The organism is Chitinophagales bacterium (assembly GCA_019638515.1).
Classification (GTDB): Bacteria; Bacteroidota; Bacteroidia; order Chitinophagales; family LD1; genus UBA7692.
In genome coordinates this window covers 172,157-195,610 of the sequence record JAHBTS010000002.1, presented here as the reverse complement: position 1 = coordinate 195,610, position 23,454 = coordinate 172,157, and the positions used below count along the sequence as shown (strand labels likewise).

18 protein-coding genes are annotated in these 23,454 nt (G+C 40.0%); 10 read left to right on the top strand and 8 right to left on the bottom strand.

The features are described 5' to 3' along the window. On the top strand, positions 1 to 726 hold the full coding sequence (locus KF872_04010) for a DUF3575 domain-containing protein (protein ID MBX2902700.1): 726 nt from the start codon (positions 1 to 3) through the stop codon (positions 724 to 726). Here KF872_04010 and KF872_04005 read toward each other — a convergent pair. Together KF872_04005 and KF872_04000 are read right to left on the bottom strand one after the other, a co-directional pair. Further along, complete coding sequence (locus KF872_04005; protein ID MBX2902699.1) at positions 723 to 1,976, bottom strand: tryptophan 7-halogenase; 1,254 nt, start codon at positions 1,974 to 1,976, stop codon at positions 723 to 725. The genes KF872_04010 and KF872_04005 overlap by 4 nt on opposite strands. A gap of 80 nt (positions 1,977 to 2,056) precedes the next feature. Next, a complete protein-coding gene (locus tag KF872_04000) occupies positions 2,057 to 7,801 on the bottom strand; it encodes a gliding motility-associated C-terminal domain-containing protein (protein MBX2902698.1) in 5,745 nt (1,914 codons plus the stop codon). Positions 7,802 to 7,968: 167 nt separating this feature from the next. Here KF872_04000 and KF872_03995 point away from each other — a divergent pair, with 167 nt between their 5' ends. Continuing rightward, the gene (locus KF872_03995; protein ID MBX2902697.1) at positions 7,969 to 10,713 is read left to right on the top strand and encodes a CotH kinase family protein; all 2,745 of its coding nucleotides are present in this window, start codon (positions 7,969 to 7,971) and stop codon (positions 10,711 to 10,713) included. Here the strand turns inward: KF872_03995 and KF872_03990 are convergent. Continuing rightward, positions 10,697 to 10,864, bottom strand: a complete 168-nt coding sequence (locus KF872_03990) for a hypothetical protein (protein MBX2902696.1) — start codon at positions 10,862 to 10,864, stop codon at positions 10,697 to 10,699. The genes KF872_03995 and KF872_03990 overlap by 17 nt on opposite strands. A 196-nt stretch (positions 10,865 to 11,060) precedes the next feature. Between KF872_03990 and rpsP the strand changes: the two genes are divergently transcribed. The 4 genes from rpsP to KF872_03970 are packed head-to-tail and all read left to right on the top strand — an operon-like array spanning position 11,061 to position 13,956. Then, positions 11,061 to 11,600, top strand: coding sequence for a 30S ribosomal protein S16 (rpsP, locus tag KF872_03985; protein MBX2902695.1), 540 nt, complete (start codon positions 11,061 to 11,063; stop codon positions 11,598 to 11,600). Between the two features lie 13 nt (positions 11,601 to 11,613). Continuing rightward, the gene (locus KF872_03980; protein ID MBX2902694.1) at positions 11,614 to 12,156 is read left to right on the top strand and encodes a hypothetical protein; all 543 of its coding nucleotides are present in this window, start codon (positions 11,614 to 11,616) and stop codon (positions 12,154 to 12,156) included. Further along, complete coding sequence (gene trmD / locus KF872_03975) at positions 12,146 to 12,823, top strand: tRNA (guanosine(37)-N1)-methyltransferase TrmD (protein MBX2902693.1); 678 nt, start codon at positions 12,146 to 12,148, stop codon at positions 12,821 to 12,823. Before KF872_03980 ends, trmD begins: the two co-directional genes overlap by 11 nt. Before the next feature lie 29 nt (positions 12,824 to 12,852). After that, complete coding sequence (locus tag KF872_03970; GenBank protein ID MBX2902692.1) at positions 12,853 to 13,956, top strand: Mrp/NBP35 family ATP-binding protein; 1,104 nt, start codon at positions 12,853 to 12,855, stop codon at positions 13,954 to 13,956. Position 13,957: 1 nt separating this feature from the next. On the opposite strand, the gene KF872_03965 is transcribed toward KF872_03970, so the two are convergent. Then, complete coding sequence (locus KF872_03965; protein ID MBX2902691.1) at positions 13,958 to 14,491, bottom strand: adenine phosphoribosyltransferase; 534 nt, start codon at positions 14,489 to 14,491, stop codon at positions 13,958 to 13,960. Between the two features lie 22 nt (positions 14,492 to 14,513). Between KF872_03965 and KF872_03960 the strand changes: the two genes are divergently transcribed. The 3 genes from KF872_03960 (at position 14,514) to KF872_03950 (ending at position 16,337) form a co-directional block, all read left to right on the top strand. Then, positions 14,514 to 15,437, top strand: a complete 924-nt coding sequence (locus tag KF872_03960) for a hypothetical protein (GenBank protein ID MBX2902690.1) — start codon at positions 14,514 to 14,516, stop codon at positions 15,435 to 15,437. Positions 15,438 to 15,575: 138 nt separating this feature from the next. Beyond that, the gene (locus KF872_03955; protein ID MBX2902689.1) at positions 15,576 to 15,926 is read left to right on the top strand and encodes a helix-turn-helix transcriptional regulator; all 351 of its coding nucleotides are present in this window, start codon (positions 15,576 to 15,578) and stop codon (positions 15,924 to 15,926) included. A gap of 99 nt (positions 15,927 to 16,025) precedes the next feature. Further along, a complete protein-coding gene (locus KF872_03950; GenBank protein ID MBX2902688.1) occupies positions 16,026 to 16,337 on the top strand; it encodes a helix-turn-helix transcriptional regulator in 312 nt (103 codons plus the stop codon). Between the two features lie 24 nt (positions 16,338 to 16,361). Here the strand turns inward: KF872_03950 and KF872_03945 are convergent, their stop codons facing one another. Then, positions 16,362 to 17,792 carry a GH3 auxin-responsive promoter family protein gene (locus KF872_03945; GenBank protein MBX2902687.1) on the bottom strand — a complete coding sequence of 477 codons (1,431 nt, stop codon included), beginning with the start codon at positions 17,790 to 17,792 and terminating at the stop codon, positions 16,362 to 16,364. A gap of 259 nt (positions 17,793 to 18,051) precedes the next feature. On the opposite strand from KF872_03945, the gene glpK reads away from it, so the two are divergent. Continuing rightward, positions 18,052 to 19,545, top strand: a complete 1,494-nt coding sequence (gene glpK, locus KF872_03940) for a glycerol kinase GlpK (protein ID MBX2902686.1) — start codon at positions 18,052 to 18,054, stop codon at positions 19,543 to 19,545. A gap of 1 nt (position 19,546) precedes the next feature. Here the strand turns inward: glpK and KF872_03935 are convergent, their stop codons facing one another. The 3 genes from KF872_03935 to gyrA form a co-directional block, all read right to left on the bottom strand. Next, positions 19,547 to 20,275 (bottom strand): YggS family pyridoxal phosphate-dependent enzyme, encoded by a 729-nt coding sequence (locus KF872_03935; GenBank protein MBX2902685.1) that lies wholly within the window; start codon positions 20,273 to 20,275, stop codon positions 19,547 to 19,549. A gap of 14 nt (positions 20,276 to 20,289) precedes the next feature. Further along, positions 20,290 to 20,754 (bottom strand): ribonuclease HI, encoded by a 465-nt coding sequence (gene rnhA, locus KF872_03930; protein ID MBX2902684.1) that lies wholly within the window; start codon positions 20,752 to 20,754, stop codon positions 20,290 to 20,292. Positions 20,755 to 20,828: 74 nt separating this feature from the next. Further along, positions 20,829 to 23,402 carry a DNA gyrase subunit A gene (gene gyrA / locus KF872_03925; GenBank protein MBX2902683.1) on the bottom strand — a complete coding sequence of 858 codons (2,574 nt, stop codon included), beginning with the start codon at positions 23,400 to 23,402 and terminating at the stop codon, positions 20,829 to 20,831. Between the last annotated feature and the right edge of the window lie 52 nt (positions 23,403 to 23,454).

Sequence of the window (23,454 nt, the reverse complement as noted above, 5' to 3'; positions counted from 1 at the left end):
ATGCAGCAGCATTTTTCTTTCAATCGTTTTGAAATTGCAAGAAAGTTTCTGCTTGCTGCACTTGTTTGTTGCAGTTATGGTGGTTTGGTGGCTCAGGAGACCGATTCTATTGCCACGCAAAAAAAAGAGCTTAAAACCTTTAAGGTAAACTACCACTCTGCAGCACATAATAATGTAATAAAGTTTAGCCCGGTTTCTCCATTTATAGGGCAAATACCTATTGCAGGCGAGTTGCGTGTGGTATATGAAAGATTTATTACACACAACAATTCTATAACAATTGGCGGCTCTTTTAATTACATAAGTATTCCCTATAAAATTATGGAGCTTATTGCCGATACCTCCGGAACTAGATTACAACTTTGGGGTGGGAGAGGCCAAGTTGGTTATCGCTACTATCCGCTAAAATCTAAAGATGCACCGGATGGTTTATGGTTAGGCCCGATTGCATCCTATAATTATGCCCGTATTTCGAATGTGCGCGGCAATGGCAGCTATATAGATTATCACTATATCAATGCAGGTTTTTTGGTTGGCTACCAAGTTCACATGAAAAACAATTGGTATTTTGAAGCATTTACGGGTTTAGGATACCGCAATAATTTTGGAATATACAGAGATGGACTCTCCGGAAGAACAGAGCGCTACGACTTAGCCATAGCGCCCCTTCCATTTCTTACACATGTAAAGTATTATTTAGCCGTTCATTTCGGCTATGCTTTTTAGTTTTCTTTGTCTAGTAGAATATCTCTTATCTCCACTAATCGAGCAATACGCGGAATATAGCTGGCATGGTTTTTTACATACGGATTAGACTCGTCCCAAACATAACCTGCAAGCACCGAACATATTTGCGCAGTAACCTCTGGATCCGGATTCTTAGAAAAGAACGCTTTTTGCAAGTCGCCACTATACCATGCCATCACATACGAACGGAAGGTATCTACTCCATATTGCATAAATTTCATGTACTCTTCTTCCCAGTTTACGGTATTGCCTTGTAAAAATTTTACCACCAAGTGTGCTGCCTTTTGCGAAGAAACCGTAGCTAATGTAACACCCGATGAAAACACAGGATCTAAAAACTCCGTTACATTACCGGTCAGTACAAATCCGTTTCCATAAAACTTATCGGTGGTAACACTCCAAGCTTGTAAAGTACGTGGTTCAAATATCAATTCGCAATCTTTAAAGCGCTCTTTGGTATTGAATTCACTTTCAAGAATGGCACGGAATTGCTCCTCCGGAGTGCCGGTAAATTTATCGAAAAACTCAGGGTCGCCTACAAAACCTACAGATGTATTTCCGGATGAAAAGGGAATACACCAGCCCCAAACTCCCGGGGCATGATCAATTATTAAAATGCGATCCGGTTCTATGTAGTTGTTTCTTCTCACATCCTTTACGTGTGCAAAAAGGGTTTTGCGCGGTGGAAGGTTCGATGGCTTATCTAATTTAAACAATCTAGGAATTACCCTTCCGTATCCCGAAGCATCTACAATAAATTTTGCTTGTATTTGCTTTTGGCTACCGTCTGCTTGGGTAACATAAGTGGTCGAGTTGGTACCATCAAATTCAATATTAGTAACTGTAGTTTTGTATTCAACAGGCACGCCCATTCTTTCAACTTCCTTAGCCAGTACGTTATCAAAATCGGAACGAGGAACTTGCCATGTCCAACCCCAACCTTTGGTGAACTGATGGCTGAAATCAAAGTCCATAATTTCACCGGAACCGCGTACAAATTTAGCTCCGGATTTTTCCTGATAGCCTTGTGCTTTCAGCACATCAAGAAACCCGGCTTCCTCCAATGGATCCATACATTTTGGCAAGAAACTTTCTCCAATTACAAAACGTGGGAATTGTTCTTTTTCTACAATTTTTACATTAAAGCCGGCTTTATTTATAAGTGAGGCTGCTACGGTGCCCGATGGTCCGGCACCAATTACTAATACATCTACTTTTTCTGTTGTCATAAAAACAAAGAAAACAATTTTGATGTGATTTTAACACACCAAAATTGTTTTCTCAAAAGTGTTTGTTGTAGTAGTGGAAACTACTTCATAATAGCAATGGTTCCGGTTATTTTCTTCTCAGTTCCATCAAAGTATTTAGCTACTAAAGTATAAACGTAAGTATCTAATTGAGCAGGCTGACCTTTGAAGGTTCCATCCCATCCTTCGCCTTTATCTACTCCGTTTTTCTGATTTGCCTTTTCAAATATTAAGTTACCCCAACGATCGTAAATTTTTACATCGGCAGTTTTTACACCTAAGATATCAAATTCAAATCTATCGTTTAAGCCGTCTCCGTTAGGTGAGAATGCAGTTGGTATAAATACTGAAGGTTGGTTCAATACAGTTATTCTTAAAGTATCTGAAGCCACACAACCATAAGCATTTTCGGCAGTTACGGTAAAGGTTGTTGTAATTAACGGCATTACAGTTGGGTTCGGACAGTTAAGCGTGTCGTTGCAACCGGTATAGCTAAAGCTGCCAAGCGGATGCCATACGTATGCAACTATATCTGTATCGCTGGTAGCGGTAGCATTAAGTTGCACTTCCATGCCACTTAAAATTACTTCTTTGTCAGAAGTTAAATCTACTAGCAATGGAGATGGAACAGGAATGTTGAAAGAGTTAATGCCTTCGCATCCGTTTGCATCTCTAACTAGAAGTACATAGTTGCCCGGCAATAATCCAGAGAAAGAATCAGTAGCTTGAACATCGCCATTCAAAATATACACAAATGGTGCAGCACCGCCTTGTACAACTGCTTTTACAGTTCCGCTTCCTACATTAGCACATTTAGAGCCGGTAGTATTTACAGAAACTGATAATGGAGCAGGTGTAGTTATGGTTCTTGTTTCAGTAATGGAGCAGCCTTTACTATCTGTAATAGTTACGGTATAGCTTCCGGCAGCCAAGTTCGATGCTGTATTGTTTGTTTGAGCAGGTGTAGTACTCCATAAGTAAGTGTAAGGAGCTTCTCCTCCAGTTGCATCTACTGTAAGAATACCTGTAGTGGCACCATTACAAGCAGGGTTTACAACTCCAATATCGGCTACCAAGGTTTTGGTTTCCAATACATCAAATGATTGTGCAAAGGTACAACCAGAGCCATCTGTAACAGTAAGCGTGTATGTTCCTGCAGCTAAGCCTCCAATACTGTCGGTATTGTCGCCATTGCTCCACTGATAAGTATAGTTGCCATTAGCACCGCTAACTACTACTTTAATAGAGCCATCGTTTTTGCCACTACATGAAGCATTGATAATAGTTGCTACGATATTGAATGGAAGGGGTTCTGTAATACGGAGTGAATCGCGTACTTTACAACCTTTGAAGTCTTCAACAAGTAAAATATAGCTTCCTGCAGTTAAGCCGGTTTGCACGGAGTCTCCGCTAAAATTACTCCAAGTGTAGCTGTAAGGATAATTTCCTCCGGTTACAATTGGGCTGATGCTTCCGGTTGAACCACTTGGGCATGTAACATTATTGCTGGTGAAAGATAATGTTAGTGTATCAGGCTCATATACAAAGTAGGTGCCAGATACCGTACATCCATTACCATCGGTTACGGTTACAAAGTAAGTTCCACCTTGTAAAGAGCCAATATCTTCGGTTACAATTGAATCCTTACTCCATAAGAAGTAATATGGTAAAGTTCCGCCATAGGCTGTAATATCTAAGAAGCCATCGGCATAGCCATTACAAGTTACATCTTTTACAAAACCTGTTGTAAACAATGGTTTAGGTTCCCCAACTTTTGAAGTATCTACTAAGGTACAGTTTCTTGAATCGGTTACAGTAACAATATATGTTCCTGTAGCGGCATTAAATAAATCTTCACTTGTGGCACCATTACTCCAGTTGAAAGTGTAAGGAGCAACCCCACCAGACGGTACTAAGTCTATTTTGCCATCGCTGTCTCCGGCACAAGTAGGTGTAGTGATGAATTTTGTAACAATAATTGGACTTGGATTTACAATTGAATATTGATCAGTTGCAGTACATCCATTGCCATCGGTTACTAAAACCACGTAGGTTCCTTGTCCTAATCCGGTAATATCTTGTGTAACTTCGCTGTTGCTCCATGCATAAGTATAGTTTGGAGTACCACCATTTATACTTAAATCTACAGCGCCATCATTTGCATTGTAGCAAGTAATTTGCTGGATATTGGCTGTAAGTGTAAGTTGTGCTGGTTCTACAATTACTACGCTATCGCGCTTTTGACAACCTTTAGAGTCAGTAACAATCAAAGTATAAGTACCTCCATTTACGTTGCTAATAGAGTTTGTACCATTAAAGTTACTCCATAAATAGTTGTAAGGTGCAGTACCTCCGGTAACGGTAGCTGAGGCACTACCGGTTTGTGCTCCAAAACATAATAAATCTGTTTTAGTAAATGAAATGGCAATAGGTGCAGGTTCGTTTACTGTAAATGTTTGAGTTATTTCACAACCATTATTGTCAGTTACGGTTACTGTATAGTTTCCCCCCGGTACATTTGATAAATCTTGATTGGTAGAACCACCAGTCCACAAATATGTATAAGGGAATACGCCACCACCCACAGATAAATCTACACCGCCATCACTAAAACCAGCGCAAGCAACATCTTGTACCGATGAATTTAATACTAACGCTGCCGGCTCACTCACTACGGCACTAGATGAAGAGGAACATCCATTTACATCGCTTACTGTAACAGAGTACAAACCAGCTGATAGTCCGGTAATGGTTTGTGTAGTATCGCCATTGCTCCAAACATAGCTGTAAGGAGGTGTGCCACCTCCTGCATTTGCAGTTACAGTTCCAGTAGTATCGCCATTACATAACACATTGGTTACATTTAATGTTAAGCTATAAACTGGAGGTTCTGTTAAAGTAACTGTACCGCTGATAGAGCAATTATTGGCATCGGTTACAATTACAGTATAGAGTCCACCGCCTACACCAGTTAAGTTAGCAGTAGTGTCTCCTGTATTCCAGAAATATCTGTAAGGAGTTGTACCTCCCGTAACTAGGGTAGTAATATTGCCATTTTTAGCACCATTACAGATAATATTATTACTGCTCAATGCTAAGCCTAATGGTAGAGGTTCTGTAATTGTTTGCGAAAGTGTATCTGAACATCCATTAGCATCGGTAACGGTAACGGAATAATTGCCTCCCGGAATTCCTACTAAGTCTTCACCTGTGTGTCCATTGCTCCATGCAAAAGTATAAGGCAATGTGCCTCCACCAACAGTTATATCTACTGTACCATCAATACCTCCATTACAACTAACATTAGTGAAAGATGCTAAAGAAACTAACAGTTTGGCGGGTTGCCCCACAGTAGCAGTTATAGAATCGCTGCAACCATTGGCATCTACCACGGTTAATCTATATGTACCAGCACTTATACCTACATTATCTTCGCTAGTAGCGCCATTGCTCCATGCGAAGGTATAGCCCGGAGTTCCACCTTGTGTGTTTACAAAAATAGAAGCTGAAGTACTGCCAAAGCAAGAAGCATTGGTAATAGAGTCTATGGTGCTTACCAGTTTAGTAGGCTGCGTAATAGTAACATTTTGAATAACAGGACAGCCTTTTGAATCAATAATCTTAACTAAATAGCTGCCTGCTGTTAAATTATTGAATGTTGGGCTAAGTTGGTAGGTTAAACCTCCATTTATAGAGTATTGGTATTGAGGAATCCCTCCGCTTAAAGAAAGTGTAAACTCTCCATTATTCCCACCAAAACAAGAAACATCCGTTTGGCTGGCAACGGTTGATGTTACCAAGTAAGCATTGTTGATTGTATCTTGAATTGAAGCGGTACAACCGTTGTTATCGGTTACGATTATGGTATAAACTCCAGCACCTAAGCCTGTAATTGTTGGATTTACAAATGAAGGTCCGCCATTTAATGAGTAGGTATAGCCTGGAATACCGCCACCGGGTGTAACCGTGATGGAGCCGTCAAACACTCCGCTACAACTTGCATCTTGCGATGTAGAAGTTACTGTAACCTGGGTTGGTTGCGTAACCTGAACAGGGTTGCCACTAAATGCTTCTGTACAACCTAGCGCATCTTTTACCACTACATTATATGGCCCGGCAACTAAACCTGTAAACTGGTTGCTAACTTGGTAAGTAACACCATTGTCTATTGAGTATTCAAATGCAGGAGTGCCGCCACTAGCTGAAACTGTTATTGTACCATCATTTCCGCCAAAACAAGTTACAGGTGTTGGAATAGCACCACTAACGTTAATGGCCGGAGATATTGTAGCAAAGGCGCTGCTATTTACGGCAGAATTAGCACAACCGTTATTATCTAAAATAGCTGTAAGTGTGTAAGTAGTTGGGCTAACAGCTATTGGAACCATTACAGTGTCGCCATTTGCTTTGTTAGTACGGATATGGTTGGTTACCCCATCAAATATCTGAACGCCAAATGGTCCGGTACCAATTGTAAAGTTTAATGTAAAAATAGCTTGTGAACCAGGGCAAACAGATTGGTTAGCAGGTGATATAGTACCATTTGGAAGTGGAACGATGGTTACTGATATTACATTAGATTCATTGGTATTCCCGCACACATCGGTAGCTCTTCTTCTAAAGTAGTATGTGCCAACAGGCAAGTTTGCAGCAGGCGTATAAGCACTTCCATTGGCTCCTGCAATTGGAGTAAATGTCATATTGTCTGTTGAGCTTTCCCAAGTGTAATTAAAGCTACCACCATTGGTAAAGCCAGTTACTCCATTGCTGGCAGATGTAACATTCGTAAATGTTTGGTTGGTTAGTTTATCGGCACAAACATTGCTGCCATTAGTTACACCGCCAATTGTACCGCCATTTACACTAGGTACGGCCACAGGTACAACCGATAAGTTTACGTAATCTGGATTACAAAGTCCTGTAAGTCTAACTTCTAGTTCATCATTAGCACCCAGTACAAATGTGCCAAGAGCAATGTTAGATGCGCAACAAGTAGCATCATAAATTTGAGTACCATTCAAAAACACGCGCACATTATCATCTGCACCAACCATAGTTAGAGTATAAGGCTGACATGTAAATCCTTTTCTTCTTGCGCGTAGTGTAAACTTATCAGATGGAACCTCACATCCGCTCCAAGTAGAAGCTGTAGAAGGTGATGATGTGTTTACCCAGTCTGAAGTAGTATTTAATGAGGTAGTCGTTGTGGTATAGTATCCATAACGTGCATTTATATTTGGAATAGAAATATCGGCAGTAGCAAATGCTTCTACATTCCATTGGTTAACCCCGGCCCCCGGATCTGGTTGCACAGGGCAGGTTTTATATTGTAAGATAGCAGAGTTTTGTCCTGAAACCCAGTTGGCACAAGTATTACCGGTGGTAAATGTTTTTGTATAAACACTTAAAGTGCCAGAATAAGTTGCTAACCAATCGGTAGAAGAAGGTCTTCCTGTTGGGTTGGTTGGGCAAATTCCGCCAGTCCAAGGATTTAAAAGCGGAGTTAAGTTGTCGTTGTAATTCAAAATACCTGAAGTAGAACTCAAGGTCATATCAATACTATTGCCATTATTATATTGCAAATTAGTATTGGCATACCTAAAAGAGTAGAAATTATTGATTGAAACAGGAACATTGACATAGGTTCCGCTTCCTACAGAAATGGTTTGCCAGGTTCCGGAAGGCGCAAGGGTGCCACCTTCATTGGGGCCGCCAACACCACATTGTGCCAATAAATTTTTAAAAGAAAGAAGAGATAGGATTGAGATGAATGTAACAATCCGTAATGATTGTAGCGCTTTTGCCATAATCAGCGTGTTTTTTTTTGAATGAAGTGCCGAAAATAAGAAAAAAGTTAAGAGATACAAATTTTGTGAATACATTGGTTTCTAACTTGGTGAATTTATTTTCAAGGCGGGCTTGACAAACTATTGTACACATGTTATTTTACTAGTAGTCTGAAAATTGTCTGCCCATGTTTAATCCTGAACTTTTCCCCAAAAAGACAGTTGTAGTTGCACTATTATTAGGTAACACAACCGTTTTTAATGCAAGTGCTCAATTAGTTATAAATGAGTATTCTGCAGCCAATAGAAATTCATACAAAACATCCGAAGAGCAAGTGCTGGATAGAGGTTCCAACCTTTCTAAGAAAAAGTATGAAGATTGGGTGGAAATCTATAATCCATCGAATAATGCTGTTTCATTACAAGGATATACACTTTCCGATAATGCTTCAAAGCCGAATAAATATATTATTCCTGCTAATCTATTGGTATCGGCAAAAGGTAGTGTGGTTTTTGTGTGTTCGGGTAAAAATGGATATTTCGGAAACCTGCACCATACAAACTTTAAACTAAGCCAATCGAAGGGAAAAGATGTGTTAGTACTTTCAAAAGATGGAAGTATCGTGGATTCGGTTCGAGTGTTGCCGGTTATGGAGAATCACAGCAGAGGTAGGATTACAGATGGCGCTTCTACATGGGGTGTTTTTGAAAATGCTTCACCCAATAAAGAAAACAAAAATGCCAAACAGCGTTATTTGGTGGCACCTCAAGTAAATAAGCAAGCCGGATTTTATTCCGGAGCAACCACGCTTGAATTTGTAAATCAAGAAGCCGATGCTGCAATATATTTTACCACCGATGGTACCAATCCTGTAACCAGTACTACTGCACAATTGTATCAAACTCCGGTAAGTATTGCAAAAACCACGGCAGTGAGGGTTTGCGCACGTCCGATTTTGGGTGCCAATACCATTGCAAGTCCGGTTGTAACCAATACCTATTTTGTGAATGAAAATCATTCATTGCCCGTAATTTCGTTGTGTAGCAGCGATTTTGGAAGTTTGTTTCAGTTTATAAAACCCAACATCGAAATAGCCAGCGCCATGGAGTTTTTCGATAAAAACAAAGTACGCCAATTTAAAACAGAAGGCGGAATAAAAGGGCATGGAAACGATAGCTGGTACTACGAACAAAAAGGAATGCGCTTTTATGCGCGTGATGAATATGGAAGCGATTCTAAAATTGAGTATCCGCTCTTTTCTTCTTCGGAGAGAACAAAATTTGATTGCGTAATTCTAAGAGCTGCCGGTTCCGATAATTATGTTGGTTATGCCGGAGCTTCACCCAGCACTCATATTCGCGATGGGTTTGCGCAAACACTTGCAGAGAGCGGAAACTTACATGTAGATACCAGAAAATACGAAGCTGTAATTGTGTATCTGAATGGCAATTATTGGGGCGTGTACGAAATGCGCGAGCGTGTAGATGATAAATACACTAAAGCATACTATGGCGAAGGAAAAGAAGGTGTAGATATGCTTTCGTATTACGGTGGACTTTCTGTTGAAAATGATGCCAGCGGAAGCGCACAACAAGATTGGTGTAATCTTTACAATTTTGTTGTAGGCAATGATATGAAATTAAATGCCAACTACCAGCAAGTTACAGCCCAATTGGATGTAGCAAGTTTAATAGACTATTTCTGTATAAATACATTTATGGTGAATAGCGATTGGCTTAACTGGAATTCTGCATGGTGGAGAGGCAAAACTGCCACTAATAATAAATGGCGCTATCGCTTGTGGGATCAAGATAATATCTTTAACCTAGGTCAAAATTTTTCTAACATACCAACTACAGATGCTACTGCTGCCAATGCTTGCGATGTGCAAACTGTAAGCAGTTTTCAAAATGCAGGATGCGAGCAAGGACACGTAGATATATTTAATGCTCTTATGAACAATAGCGAGTTTAAAAAGATGTATATCACCCGCTATGCCGATTTGCTAAATACCACTTTCGACAAAGACAATATGGTTAATCATTTAAATAAAATGGTTGCCACCATACAGCCCGAAATGCAGCGCCACTGCGAACGTTGGGATGCCGGTAATACAGCATCATACCAAACATGGTTAAATAATCTCGACTACTTGCGCGGGCAAATTGCTGCACGTGCCGATAAAACTTTTGCCTCTATGGATACATGCTATAATGCAACTCCGGTAAGTGGTATTGTAGTAAGTATAGAGCCGGCCATGAGTGGTAATGTAATTGTAAACACAGTAATACCTGCTGCATACCCGGCAAGCCTTACCTATTTTAAAGATATAACTGTAAATTTTGCTGCCACATCTAATAGTGGGTTCAAATTCAGCCATTGGGAAGTGAAAAAGCAAGCCATTGCCAATGCTGAATTGCCTACTATGCAGTTAGCATTTGCTTCTGCAGATACAATTGTGGCAATATTTGTTGAAGCGCAGCCAACTGCAACAGTGTTTAGCGATACGATTAGCCGTATAGCAGTAACTCATGTGAATGTAAAAGCAATTGAGCCAATTAAAACTGACGAGGAAGATATGGATGCATTAGTGGCACATATAGAGAAAGAAATAGAAGATAATACTGCTTATGAAAATGCTCCGGGAAGAATTGCATATCATAATATTGTTGTGCCTACAGTATTTACACCTAATGGAGATGGTAACAATGATGTTTTATATGTATTAGGAGCATCTTTAAGTAATTTTCAATTTGCTGTTTACAATATAGCAGGTCAATTACTTTTTAGCACTACCGACCAATCTAATGGTTGGGATGGTACTATTTCCGGTTCTCCCGCTCCAGTGGGAACCTATGTATTTGCTGTTACCGGTTTGTTAGAGAACGATACACGTATTTCTACGAATTCTTCTTTTACTTTGTTACGTTAATTCCCAACTTTTTTTCTCCTCCCGCACAGCCAACTAAACTTTTTAGGGTGGCTGTTTTCATTTTCACTAAGTCGCTTAATTTCATTTCGGTTGCATTTAAAACCTGCTGTACTTGCTCGAAATTTGAAGGTATAGGTAAAATGTTGGTCATTTGTAACTGATTTATGATATACTTTACGATGCTGTTTCAAAAAGGTTTCATGTAATTGAATATTTTTTTCAAAAAGATTTAAGGCAATAAAAGGTTCTTCTATTTGTACTTTTATTTTTAAGAAATACCGTTATATTCGCAGCCCGTTTCAAGAAAAGGAACGGATATTTCCCAACACTTAAATTGATTTTAAGAAATGGCAGTTAAATTAAGATTGCAAAGACACGGACGCGGAAAGCGCCCATTTTATCACATCGTAGCTGCAGACAGCCGCTCTCCGCGCGATGGAAAATTTATTGAGCGTATTGGCGATTACAATCCGCTTACCAAGCCGGCAACTATTCATTTAGATTTAGACAAAGCTGTAAAATGGCTTCAAAATGGTGCTGAAACAACAGATACCGTACACGCCATTTTAAAGTACAAAGGTGCTATGTATAAAAAGCACTTATTACGTGGTGCAGCTAAAGGTGCATTTTCTGTTGAAGTTGCAGAGCAAAAATTCCAAGCTTGGTTAGATGCTCACAAAAACGCAGTATTGGATCACCAACACAAGCACCACAAAGCTAAAGCAGAAATTTCTGCTAAGTTGTTGGCCGATGAAACTAAAAAACGCGAAGAGCGCGATCGCAAACGCGCAGAGGCTTTAGCCGCTTCGCAAGCTGCTCCGGCAGAAAATCAGGAAGAAACCCCTGCTGCTGAAAACACAGAAGCAGCCGAAACTCCTGCAGAATAAAAATTGCTGTTCAGTGAAAACAAACTTCACAACAGTTGGAACTATTGGAAAGCCTCACGGAACAAGTGGGGCTTTTCATTTTTTGTTTCATTATCCATTGGAAACAGGCAATTTTCCTACGGTTCTTTATGTTGAAACAGCTACAGGAGTTTTACCCTTCTTTCCGAAAGAAGTGAACTGCAAAGATGAAATTTCTGGTTTTATGTATTTTGAAGAAGTTACTACAAGAGAGCAAGCGGTAGCGCTGGTAAATGCTTCAATAATGATGAAAACAAAAGAGGTAGCACAGTTTTTTGATACCTCAGAAACGGAGGATTTTACGGGTTTTGAAGTAATTGATAAGGTGTATGGCAATCTTGGAAAAGTTACTGAAACCTCCAGCAATACTATTCAAACCGTGTTGGCAATAGAAGTAAATGGAAGTGAAGTGCTATTTCCTTTGGTAGAAGCATTTATTGAAAAAATAGACTACACACAGCAGCAATTGTTTTTGCATTTACCTGAGGGGATTATTGAAACCTATACCCAAAACAACGAAGAAAGCGATGAGGATTGATATTATTACCGTTTTACCGGAATTATTAGAAAGTCCGCTTAATCACAGCATTATGAAACGCGCAAAAGAAAAAGGTTTGCTGGAAGTAAATCTAATTTCGCTGCGCGATTTTGCTACCGATAAACACCATACGGTAGATGATTATCAATATGGAGGTGGAGCGGGCATGGTAATGATGTGTGAGCCAATCTCTAGCTGTATTGAGCACTTAAAGAGCGAACGCACGTACGATGAAATTATATACATGACTCCCGATGGCGAAACCCTTTCGCAAAAACAACTCAATAAGTTTTCGCTACTTCAAAACATAATAATACTCTGCGGCCATTACAAAGGTATAGACGAAAGAATTCGCCAACTGTATATTACGAAAGAAATATCAATTGGCGATTATGTATTGTCGGGTGGCGAATTGGCAGCAGCCGTTTTTACCGATGGGGTAGGGCGCTTATTGCCGGGTGTGCTTAATGATGAAACGTCTGCCTTAACCGATTCTTTTCAAGATAATTTATTGGCACCTCCGGTTTATACACGTCCTCCGGTTTTTAATGGTTTAGAAGTGCCGGAAGTATTACTTTCGGGGCACGAAAAAAAGATTCAGGAATGGCGCTTTGAGCAATCTATGGAAAGAACCCGCCAGCGCAGACCGGATTTATTAAAGGAGTAAAGTTTTGAGTAAAAAAATAAGTATAGGTTATGAGTATAAGTAAAGAACAAGTAATAGATGCACTCAGAGGTGTAGATGATCCTGATATAAAAAAGGATTTGGTTACCTTAGGCATGGTAAATGATGTAGAAATTGCAGGGAAAAGTATAAGATTTAGAGTTACACTTACCACACCTGCTTGCCCACTCAAGGAGAAGATAAAGAACGATTGCATTGCTGCAGTTTCGGCAATAGCTCCGGATTATGAAATTGATGTGGTTATGGATGCACAAGTAACCAGCATGCGCAATACCAATGTAAATATTTTGCCCAGCGTAAAAAACATTATTTGTGTAGCATCGGGCAAAGGCGGAGTAGGGAAATCTACAGTTAGCGTAAATCTAGCATTGGCACTGGCTGCACAAGGAGCAAAAGTAGGTTTGATAGATGCCGATATTCATGGGCCGTCTATTCCTGTTATGCTAGGTGTAAAGGGCAAGCGCCCCGAGGTGAGGTTGATAAAAGATAAGCACTACATTGTGCCATTAGAAGCGCACGGCATTAAATTGCTTTCAATCGGCTTGTTGGTAGATGATCGCCAAGCAGTGGTATGGCGTGGTCCCATGGTTACATCGGCATTAAAGCAATTTGTATCGGATTGTATTTGGGGTAAACTCGATTATTTGATAGTAGATATGCCTCCGGGCACAGGTGATGTACATCTTACGATGTCGCAAACGGTAAATGTTTCGGGTGCGGTAATTGTTACCACACCACAAGAAGTAGCTTTGGCCGATGCTAGAAAAGCACTTGCCATGTTTAGAATGGAAAGCATTAATGTGCCTATATTTGGCGTGGTAGAAAATATGGCATTTTTCACTCCCGAAGAATTGCCCGAAAATAAATACTACATTTTTGGAAAAGATGGCGGTAAACACCTTGCTACGGAATACGAAGCTCCATTTTTGGGCGAAATTCCAATAGTGCAAAGTATTCGAGAAGGTGGCGATGAAGGTGTGCCAGCAGTAATAAACGAGAAAGCTCCGCAAGCAATTAAAGACGCCTTCAATACAATAGCAGTTTCTTTAGCGCGAAACATAGCCATAAAAGCGGCACAAAAAAATGCAGCTGCTGCTATGGAAGCAACTGCATAATTTAGTTGTACCGGATTAAAGAAAATATATTGGGTTGTTTTTCGGCAAGTAATTTTCGACCGTTTAAAAAAGTGAGTTCAATTAAAAATGAATAACCGGAAACAATACCACCTTCTTGTGCTATAAGCGCAGCAGCAGCAGAGGCTGTGCCGCCTGTTGCCAGCACATCATCATGAATCAAAATATGCTGGTTGGGTTTCACAAAGCCTTTATGTAACTCTATGGTAGCAGAGCCATATTCCAATTGGTAGGTGTGCTGTATGGTTTCGCCTGGTAGTTTTCCTTTTTTTCTAATTAAATGAAATGGAACACTTAGTTTTTGAGCCAATAAAATTCCGAATAAAAAACCACGGCTTTCTACACCTGCAACGGCATCTACCGTGCCATTTTTTAATGCTTCGGCAGCTAAGGTTTCTGCAATTTCATTACAAAGTTCAGGATATAAAAATACGGGTGTAATGTCTTTAAACAATATTCCTTTTTGAGGAAAATCGGGAATAGTTCTTACAATTTCATCAATTCTGTTTTGTAACATTATATTTGTATTGTTTTAATGTATGAATAGTACGTATAGCAAATTTGAGGAGTGGTGTATAAAGTTAGAAAAAGCAACAGGCGTTTCGTATCTAATAGTTTTTAAAAATCCTCTTGAGCAAATAAAAGAAAATTGGAACAAGAATAGTTATGAAACTGATGTGTTCATAAATACTGTGTTAGAGGATCTGAATACTCAAAACCAGCACGAGTTGATAGTTGAATTTGTAGAGATTATTTTTCCCTATTTGCAAAGTGGCAATAATACCAAGTTATTGTTGAGCATGTTGGTAAATGCAGGTGTTGCCAGCGATAAAGTTGGCAGGAGTGGAGCAGCAGCAGCTATGTATCAAAAAGCTGAAACCATTGTATATAACGCCAATATGGTTTTTGATATAGAGGCGAGCCGGATAGCCGGCAGTCTGTTTTACAATAAGGCGAAACTTTTATTGGAGCGAGATAGAGTGGCTGCTGTGCAATCGCTTTTTGAAGCCATTGATTATTTTAAGGCAGGAGGGTATAAAGGCGGTATAGCCAGATGTATGAACATGCACGCCTACACCATGCCAAAAGAAAGAAATTATGAAAGAATTGATTTGTATTTAAAGGCGGCCGATCTTTTTGAAGAGGAGAATGATATAAATAGCCAGGCAATGGCATTTGCCAATGTAGGAGAGCGCTTGATAGAAAATGGCGATGCAGCTCATGGTATTCAGTATATACAAAAGGCATTGGAGTTGAACAAGCAAAACCATAATCCTTTTTACTTAGGCTATACCTACATGATGTTGGCAGAGGCTTATTGCGCCATGAAAGATTGGGCTAAAGCAAAGGAGTTTACAACTGCTGCAGAAGCAGACCTCCATAAAGCTAATATATTGGTTTATGCTAAGCGGTTAGATGCCATAAAATCTATTATAGAAGCGCATTCCACAATTAACAAATAATCTCTTTAAATGAATAAAATATTGTTCATTTTTTGTGAAAAAATCACTGCACACTTACAAAAACATTAAAAATATTCAAAATGTATTTTTTGTTGTGAATCTAAAGGATATATTTGCTCCGTAAAATTTTATATAATTATGAGTGCTAGATTGGCAAAAGAAGTATTAATCCTTTCAGACCCTAATTCACCCGAACCAATTAAATTAAGTTATGACATACTCCGCAAGGCAGTTCTCACTTTGCGTGCAGTTAATCATAAATTGAGAAAAGATATTCTTGAACTTATTGAAAAAAGTGAGAAAATAACCGTTACCGAAATTTATGTAAAACTTAGATTGGAGCAATCGGTTACATCGCAGCATTTGGCAATTCTTAGAAAAGCCAATGTGGTGGAAACTGAAAGAGACGGAAAATTTGTTTATTACAAGATAAATAAGGCAAAAGTATCTGAATTAGCTGCATTGGCGGCTGAGCTTGCAAAAAACTAATACTTTACAATTTAATAAATAAAATATATTTTTTCATATTTTAAAGTATGGAAAAATTGTGTGTTTCTTTACTTGTAAATACAGGTAAAAGAGTATCGTATGGCACACAATGATTCAAAAGTAGATTTGGGTTTTGAAGTTGATATCGAAAAAGCAACTGCTATTTTAAGAGCAATTTCACATCCTTTAAGATTGAAAATTTTGAATTACATCAGCCAAAACCAACGGGTGAATGTAAATTCAATTTACAGCACTTTGCACTTAGATCAATCCATTACATCGCAACAATTGCGTATTTTACGCGATGCTAGGTTGGTAATTGCCGATAGAGAAGGAAAAGAAATTTACTATTCTTTAGAGGTGCAGCATATTAAAAAAATTGCAGAAACGCTATATAAATTTTTTAATTAGCGTATGCCCAATTTCGAGCGCGGTTTAATTATGCGTTTGGTTAAATTGCAGTATATCGTTGGCATATTGCCTACTATTGCTTAGGCGGGGTACTTTAAATTGGGCACCAAGCTTCTTCTTTTTGTTTAGCCAATTTCTAAAAAAACCTTGTGGCAACAATATGGTTTGCAAGGGTTTTAACACGAAATTGCCATTCCGTTTTGCATGATAATCGGAGTTTATTTTTTGCAGCTCAGAATCTAACAGGCTTTCGAAGGTTTCGATAGAAACTGAAAGTTTTTCAAATTCAATCAGCCATTGGTGGCAGGCGGTTCCATCTTCAAAAAACAATGGTGCAGCCGAAAATTCATGTACCTGACAATCTAGCATTTTACATACGGTGGCAAGGGCAGTTTCGGCATTGTGTACCATTAGTTCTTCTCCGGCAATATTTATGTATTGTTTAGTTCTTCCTTCAATAACAAACCTATACGGTTGTAGCGATGTGAATGAAATGGTATCGCCCAAAGCATAGCGCCATAAGCCGCTATTGGTTGAAATTACAAGTTCGTATACTGTTTCTTTTTCAACGCCTTCTAATGGAACTATAATATTGGGATTGCTAACTGCTCTAAATTCAAAGAAAATACCATGAGCCGGCAGTAGCAGCAACTCTCTAGTGCTGGCAGTATCGCTAAACCCAAAAAAACCTTCGCTGGCATTATAGGCATTTACGTAGTTTACTTGCTTGCCTAGTATCCTTTCAAATGCAGCTTGATAGGGTTCAAAATTTACACCTCCGTGAATATACAACTCAAAATGAGGCCACACATCTGCTATGTTTTTTTTATGGGCAGTATGTACAATCGCTTTCAGCAATTCTAAAGACCACGATGGCACACCGCTCATTCCGGTTACATTTTGCTGAAAAGTTTGCTGTGCAATGGCTTGTAACTTTTCATCCCAATTGGCAAGTAGTGCTGTGTGCAAATCGGGTGTGCGCAGTTTTTGAATCCATGCCGGAATTTGCTTGGTAAGCAATGCTGAAACATCTCCGCAAATGGCTTTTTTGTTTCCTGCAATGGCTTGTACCGAGCCGCTAATTACCAAGTGCTTGCCACTAAATATTCTATTGTTGGGGAATCGCTCAAAATAAGAAGCCAATAAGTGGCGACTAGCTAAAAAATGTCCTTTAAACATGGCTGCGCTGCTTACGGGAATAAACTTACTTACATCGGTGGTGCCGCTCGATTTTGCAAAATGCCAAATAGGATCGCTACATAAAACATTTTGCTCTCCCAGCATGGTTCTTTGAATAAATGGCTTTAGCGTTTCGTAAGTGGCAATGGGGACTTTTTGTGCAAAATTGCTGTAGCTGCCCGATAAGTTAAACGGCTTTAAATAAGCTGTGTTTTTGTGTTCCTGAATTAAGTGCTTAAATTCATTCTGTTGGCATTCCAATGCTAGCTTTCGCAATTTTTGTAGCCATTGAATTTTAGCTCGAACATAAAGATTACCAACAGTTTCCAGCATGTACTGCGTGCAAATTTCTTAATTACAAAAACTTCCCCAAAACAATTTCACACCTTTTGTAATGGCGATGGGTGGCATAGTGCCCCAAGGTGTACATTGTGCGACAGTTCAGGCGCTTTTATTTTTGGGGAATAATTTTCGCACAGCACTTTATTTAGTTGTTTGAAAACTTATTTTCGACAAGTAAAAATAGGTTATACCAATGAGCAGGCAACAATTTATACTCGCGCTCGACCAAGGCACTACCTCTTCGAGAAGTATATTGTTTGATGGAGCAGGTAATGCGGTGGCTACATCACAAAAAGAGTTCTCGCAAATTTTTCCGCAACCGGGTTGGGTGGAGCATGACCCAATAGAAATTTGGGATTCGCAAATTTATACTGCCAATGAGGTAATAAAGAAGCTTGGAATTTCGCCATCGCAGATTGCAGCGATTGGCATTACCAACCAGCGCGAAACAACCATTGTTTGGGATAAAAAAACAGGGCAGCCTATTCACAATGCCATTGTGTGGCAAGATAGGAGAACAGCTCCGTTTTGCGAGGAGTTGAAGAAGAAGGGGCACGAAAAATATATTGCCGATAATACCGGCTTGGTTGTAGATGCCTATTTTAGCGGTAGTAAGTTGAAGTGGATTCTAGACAATGTAAAGAATGCTCGCAAGCGGGCAGAAAATGGAGAACTTCTTTTTGGTACGGTAGATACATGGTTGCTATGGAAACTTACTGGCGGCATAACACATGCCACCGATTATAGCAATGCATCGCGTACCATGCTGTTTAATATCAAAAAGCTACAGTGGGATAATAAGTTGCTGGAATTATTCAATATCCCACGCATTATGTTGCCCGAAGTAATGGATAGCAGTAAGTTTTTTGGCTTAACAGATTCTTTTCTTTTTGAGGGAAAACAAATTCCGGTAAGCGGTATTGCTGGCGATCAACAGGCTGCACTTTTTGGGCAGGCTTGCTTTAATGAAGGCATGGCAAAAAATACATATGGAACAGGTTGCTTTTTGCTTATGAATACAGGCGCTAAGTTTGTGAAGAGCAAACAAGGGCTTATTACAACCATTGCATGGAGTTTAAATGGAAAAGTAGAATATGCCTTAGAAGGAAGTGTGTTTATTGCCGGAGCTGCCATACAATGGCTGCGCGATGGTTTAAAACTAATAGATAGCGCACCGGAAAGCGAATACCATGCGCGTAGTGTAGATAGTAACGATGGAGTAGTGGTAGTGCCCGCATTTGCAGGGTTGGGAGCACCATATTGGGATATGTATGCACGAGGGGCCATTTTTGGATTAACGCGCGGTACTACAAAGTCGCATTTAGTGCGAGCTACTTTGGAGTCGCTAGCATACCAAACGCGCGATGTGCTTAATGCAATGGAAAAGGATTCAGGTGTTAAGTTAAAATCGCTTAGAGTAGATGGTGGCGCCAGCAACAACGATTTTTTAATGCAGTTTCAAAGCGATGTGTTGGGAACTCCGGTAGATAGGCCTAAGATAACCGAAACTACTGCACTGGGTGCAGCTTATTTGGCAGGATTAGCTGTAGGTTTTTTTAAGAAGAGTGAAATTGCCAAGCAGTGGCAATCGAGTGCTAGTTTTAAGCCGCTTTTAAAGCCAACAGAGCGCGAAGCAAAGTATGCTGTATGGCAGAGAGCCATAAAAGCTACTATGGCAATGAAATAGTTTATTTGTTTTCGTTCCAGTAATAACTATCGGGCAATGCACGCTGCCCGAAAATGGCAGTGCCTACACGAATTATTGTAGCACCTTCGGCAATGGCAATCTCTAAATCGTTGCTCATGCCCATGGATAATTCTTGCATGGCTACGTTCGGAATGTTTAATGCTGTAATTTCTTGTTGAATATTTTTCAGCAACTTAAAGCAGGCTCTTACTTTATGGCTTTCTGCACTAAAAAGACCGATGGTCATAAGTCCTTTAATCTTTAAAGTATTGAATGCGGCAATTTGCCTTACTAAAGATGTGGCATCGGCAGGGTTTGCACCAAATTTGCTAGGCTCGTTGGATGTGTTTATCTGTACTAAAATTTCTATTGATTTATTTTCTTGAAGCAGGCGTTGGTGCAGTTTTTCTGCAAGTTCTATTCTATCTACCGATTGAATACAGGCAACATTGCATTTGAGGATATCCTTTATTTTATTGGTTTGTACGTGGCCAATAAAATGATTGGTATGAGGTGTGTTTTTTAAGGATTCAAATTTTTCTTTTAGTTCCTGTACTTTGTTTTCGGCAATAAGTGTTTGCCCGTTTTGTAGCGCAATTTTTATTCTATCGGGCGAAACTGTTTTAGTTGCTAAAAGGAGTTTTACAGAATCGGGATTTCGGTTATATTCTTTACAAGCCGCGGTGATTCGCTGTTGAATGTTGTTTATATTTCGAATAATTTCATCCATAATAAGCGCAGTATTTATACTTCTTCGTTTCTATTGTTTTCGAAATAGGAGTCTATTAGCAGGTTTTTTGATTGGGCGGCTGTGGTTGCGAGTACATCGCAGCGCTCGTTAAACGGGTGTAGGTTATGCCCTTTTATCCAATGAAACTTTACTTTGTGTTTTCGGTAATACAGTAAGAATTGGCGCCATAAATCGGGATTTTTCTTTTGTGCAAATCCTTTTTTTTCCCAACCAAAAACCCATCCTTTTTCAACAGAATCTACTACATATTTAGAGTCGGATGTAATGTGTACGGTTAGCCCATCTACCTTTAATGCTTTTAGTCCTTCTATTACAGCCATAAGCTCCATCCTGTTATTGGTGGTGAGGCGAAAGCCTTGTGATAACTCTTTTTCGTGTTTGCCGTATTTTAAAATAACTCCGTAGCCACCCGGCCCCGGATTGCCTCTTGCTGCTCCATCTGTATATATTTCTACCATTACTTTTTGTTTACAAAAAAACCGATGAACAGTTGTGTTTGTTCATCGGTTTTATCACTTCTTTTGCTGTAAAATTATTCAGCTACTTCGCTGTTGTTCTCTGTGTCTTGCTGGGTATCGGTATTTTCGCTTGCTTCTTGCTCTAAGCGGTCGCGCTCTTCTTGTTGCTGTGCCAAAATTTTTCCGTTGGTAATTTTAGCAATAGCGGCAATTTCATCGTTTTCGCCCAGTTTAATGATTCTAACACCTTGTGTGGCTCTACCCATTACGCGGAGTTGATCTACTTCGGTGCGTATGGCAATGCCGCTGCGGTTTATTATCATAATGTGGTCGTCATCGGTAACGTTGAGTATGGAAACGAGTTTGCCTGTTTTGTCGGTAATATTGAGGGTTTTTACACCTTTTCCACCGCGGTTGGTAATTCTGTATTCAGGCTCTCCGGTTTCGGGGTCGTCTAAGTAAGAACGTTTTCCAAAGCCTTTTTCGGAGAGTACGAGTACGGTTTCGTTTTTGTTTTCTTTGTTTACGGTAATCATGCCAATTACCTCATCGGCATCGTCTGCCATATCAACTCCACGCACACCGGCAGCTGTTCTTCCCATGGCGCGAACTTTATCTTCGTTGAATCGGATTGCTCTGCCATTTTTGGTAGCAATTACTACTTCGGAAGTTCCGGTGGTCATGGCTACTTGCACGAGTTCATCGCCTTCGCGTATATCTATGGCGTTTACTCCGCCTGAGCGCACATTGGAGTAGGCTTTCAGGGTTGTTTTTTTGATGGTTCCGTTTTTGGTACAGAAGGTAAGGAAATTATTTTCAAGGTATGCTTCATCGGTAAGGTTGGTTACCGGAAGAATGGCCATGATTTTATCTTCTTTAGGTATGCTCATGAGGTTTTGAATGGCGCGTCCCATAGATGTTTTTTCACCTTCCGGAATTTCGTACACTTTTAGCCAGTAGCATCTTCCGCTTTGGGTAAAGAAGAGCAGGTAATTGTGGTTGGTGGCGGAGAAGAGGTGTTCGATAAAATCGGCATCGCGGGTAGATCCGCCTTTGCTGCCTCTGCCACCGCGGTTTTGCGAGCGGTAGTTTGCCAATAAGGTGCGCTTAATGTAGCCTAAATGCGAGATGGTAACTATAACTTCTTCATCGGCAATAAGGTCTTCCATGTTAAAGTCGCCTGCTGCATACTCGATGTTGGTTCTGCGTGCATCGCCATATTTTTCTTTTACCTCTAGCATTTCGCCTTTAATAATTTCGTAGCGAAGAGGTTCTTCGTTTAGTATGCGGTTGAGGTATTCTATGTGTTTCATTAACTCTTCGTACTCTTCGCGAATTTTATCGCGCTCTAAGCCGGTGAGTTTTTGTAAGCGTAAATCTAAAATGGCTTTTGCTTGAATTTCGGATAGTTCGAAATTAGTCATTAAGCCTTCTTGCGCCAATTGCACGGTTGCCGATTCTCGAATAAGTTTAATTACGGCATCTAAATTATCAATGGCAATAAGTAAGCCTTGTAAAATATGAGCGCGTTTTTCTGCTTCGGCTAATTCGTATTTGGTTCTGCGTATTAAAACCTCGTGGCGAAACTCCACAAAGTATTTTATGAGGTCTTTTAGGTTTAAAATCATAGGGCGACCGTTTACCAGTGCCACATTGTTTACTCCAAAAGATGTTTGTAACTCTGTTTGTGCGTAGAGTTGGTTGAGTACTACGTTGGCAATGGCATCTTTTTTCAATTCAATTACTAATCGAATACCGTTGCGGTCGCTTTCATCGCGCGTTTCTGAAATACCTTCTATTTTTTTCTCCTCTGCAAGCTCTTCAATTTTTGTGTGAAGAGTAGATTTTACTACTTGGTAGGGAATTTCGGTGATAACAATTTGTTCGCGCCCGTTGGCTAAAGTTTCTATTTCGGCTTTGCCGCGCAGCACCACTCTTCCTCTTCCGGTTAGGAGGGCTTGGCGCACTCCATCGTAACCATAAATGGTTCCACCTGTTGGAAAATCGGGGGCTTTAACTACTTGTATAAGTTCCTCGATGGGGATGTCTTTATTATCTATGTACTTTACTATGCCGTCTATTACTTCTGTTAAGTTGTGTGGCAGCATATTGGTGGCCATACCTACGGCAATTCCCGAAGCGCCATTTACAAGTAAGTTTGGAATGCGAGATGGTAGAACAGTGGGCTCTTGTAAACTGTCGTCAAAATTAAGACGCATGTCCACAGTATCTTTTTCGATATCTTGGAGGATTTCGCCTGTAATTTTGCGCATGCGTACTTCTGTGTAACGCATAGCTGCGGGAGGGTCGTTGTCTATAGAACCGAAGTTTCCTTGCCCATCTACTAGCGGGTAGCGCAAACTCCAATCTTGTGCCATACGCACCATGGCATCGTAAACGGCTACATCGCCATGTGGGTGATATTTACCTAATACTTCTCCTACTATACGGGCACTTTTTTTGTAGGGTTTTCCGGCTGTTAATCCCAATTCGTTCATTCCGTAGAGTATTCTGCGGTGAACGGGTTTTAGGCCATCGCGTACATCGGGGATAGCACGGCTCACAATTACCGACATTGAATAATCAATGTAGGCGGTTTTCATTTCATCCTCAATGTTAATGGGGATTATTCTTGTATTATCTTCCATAAAATTCTTAACCGCGCGAAGTTAAGAAAACAGCCCTCTTTTTCACTTTAAT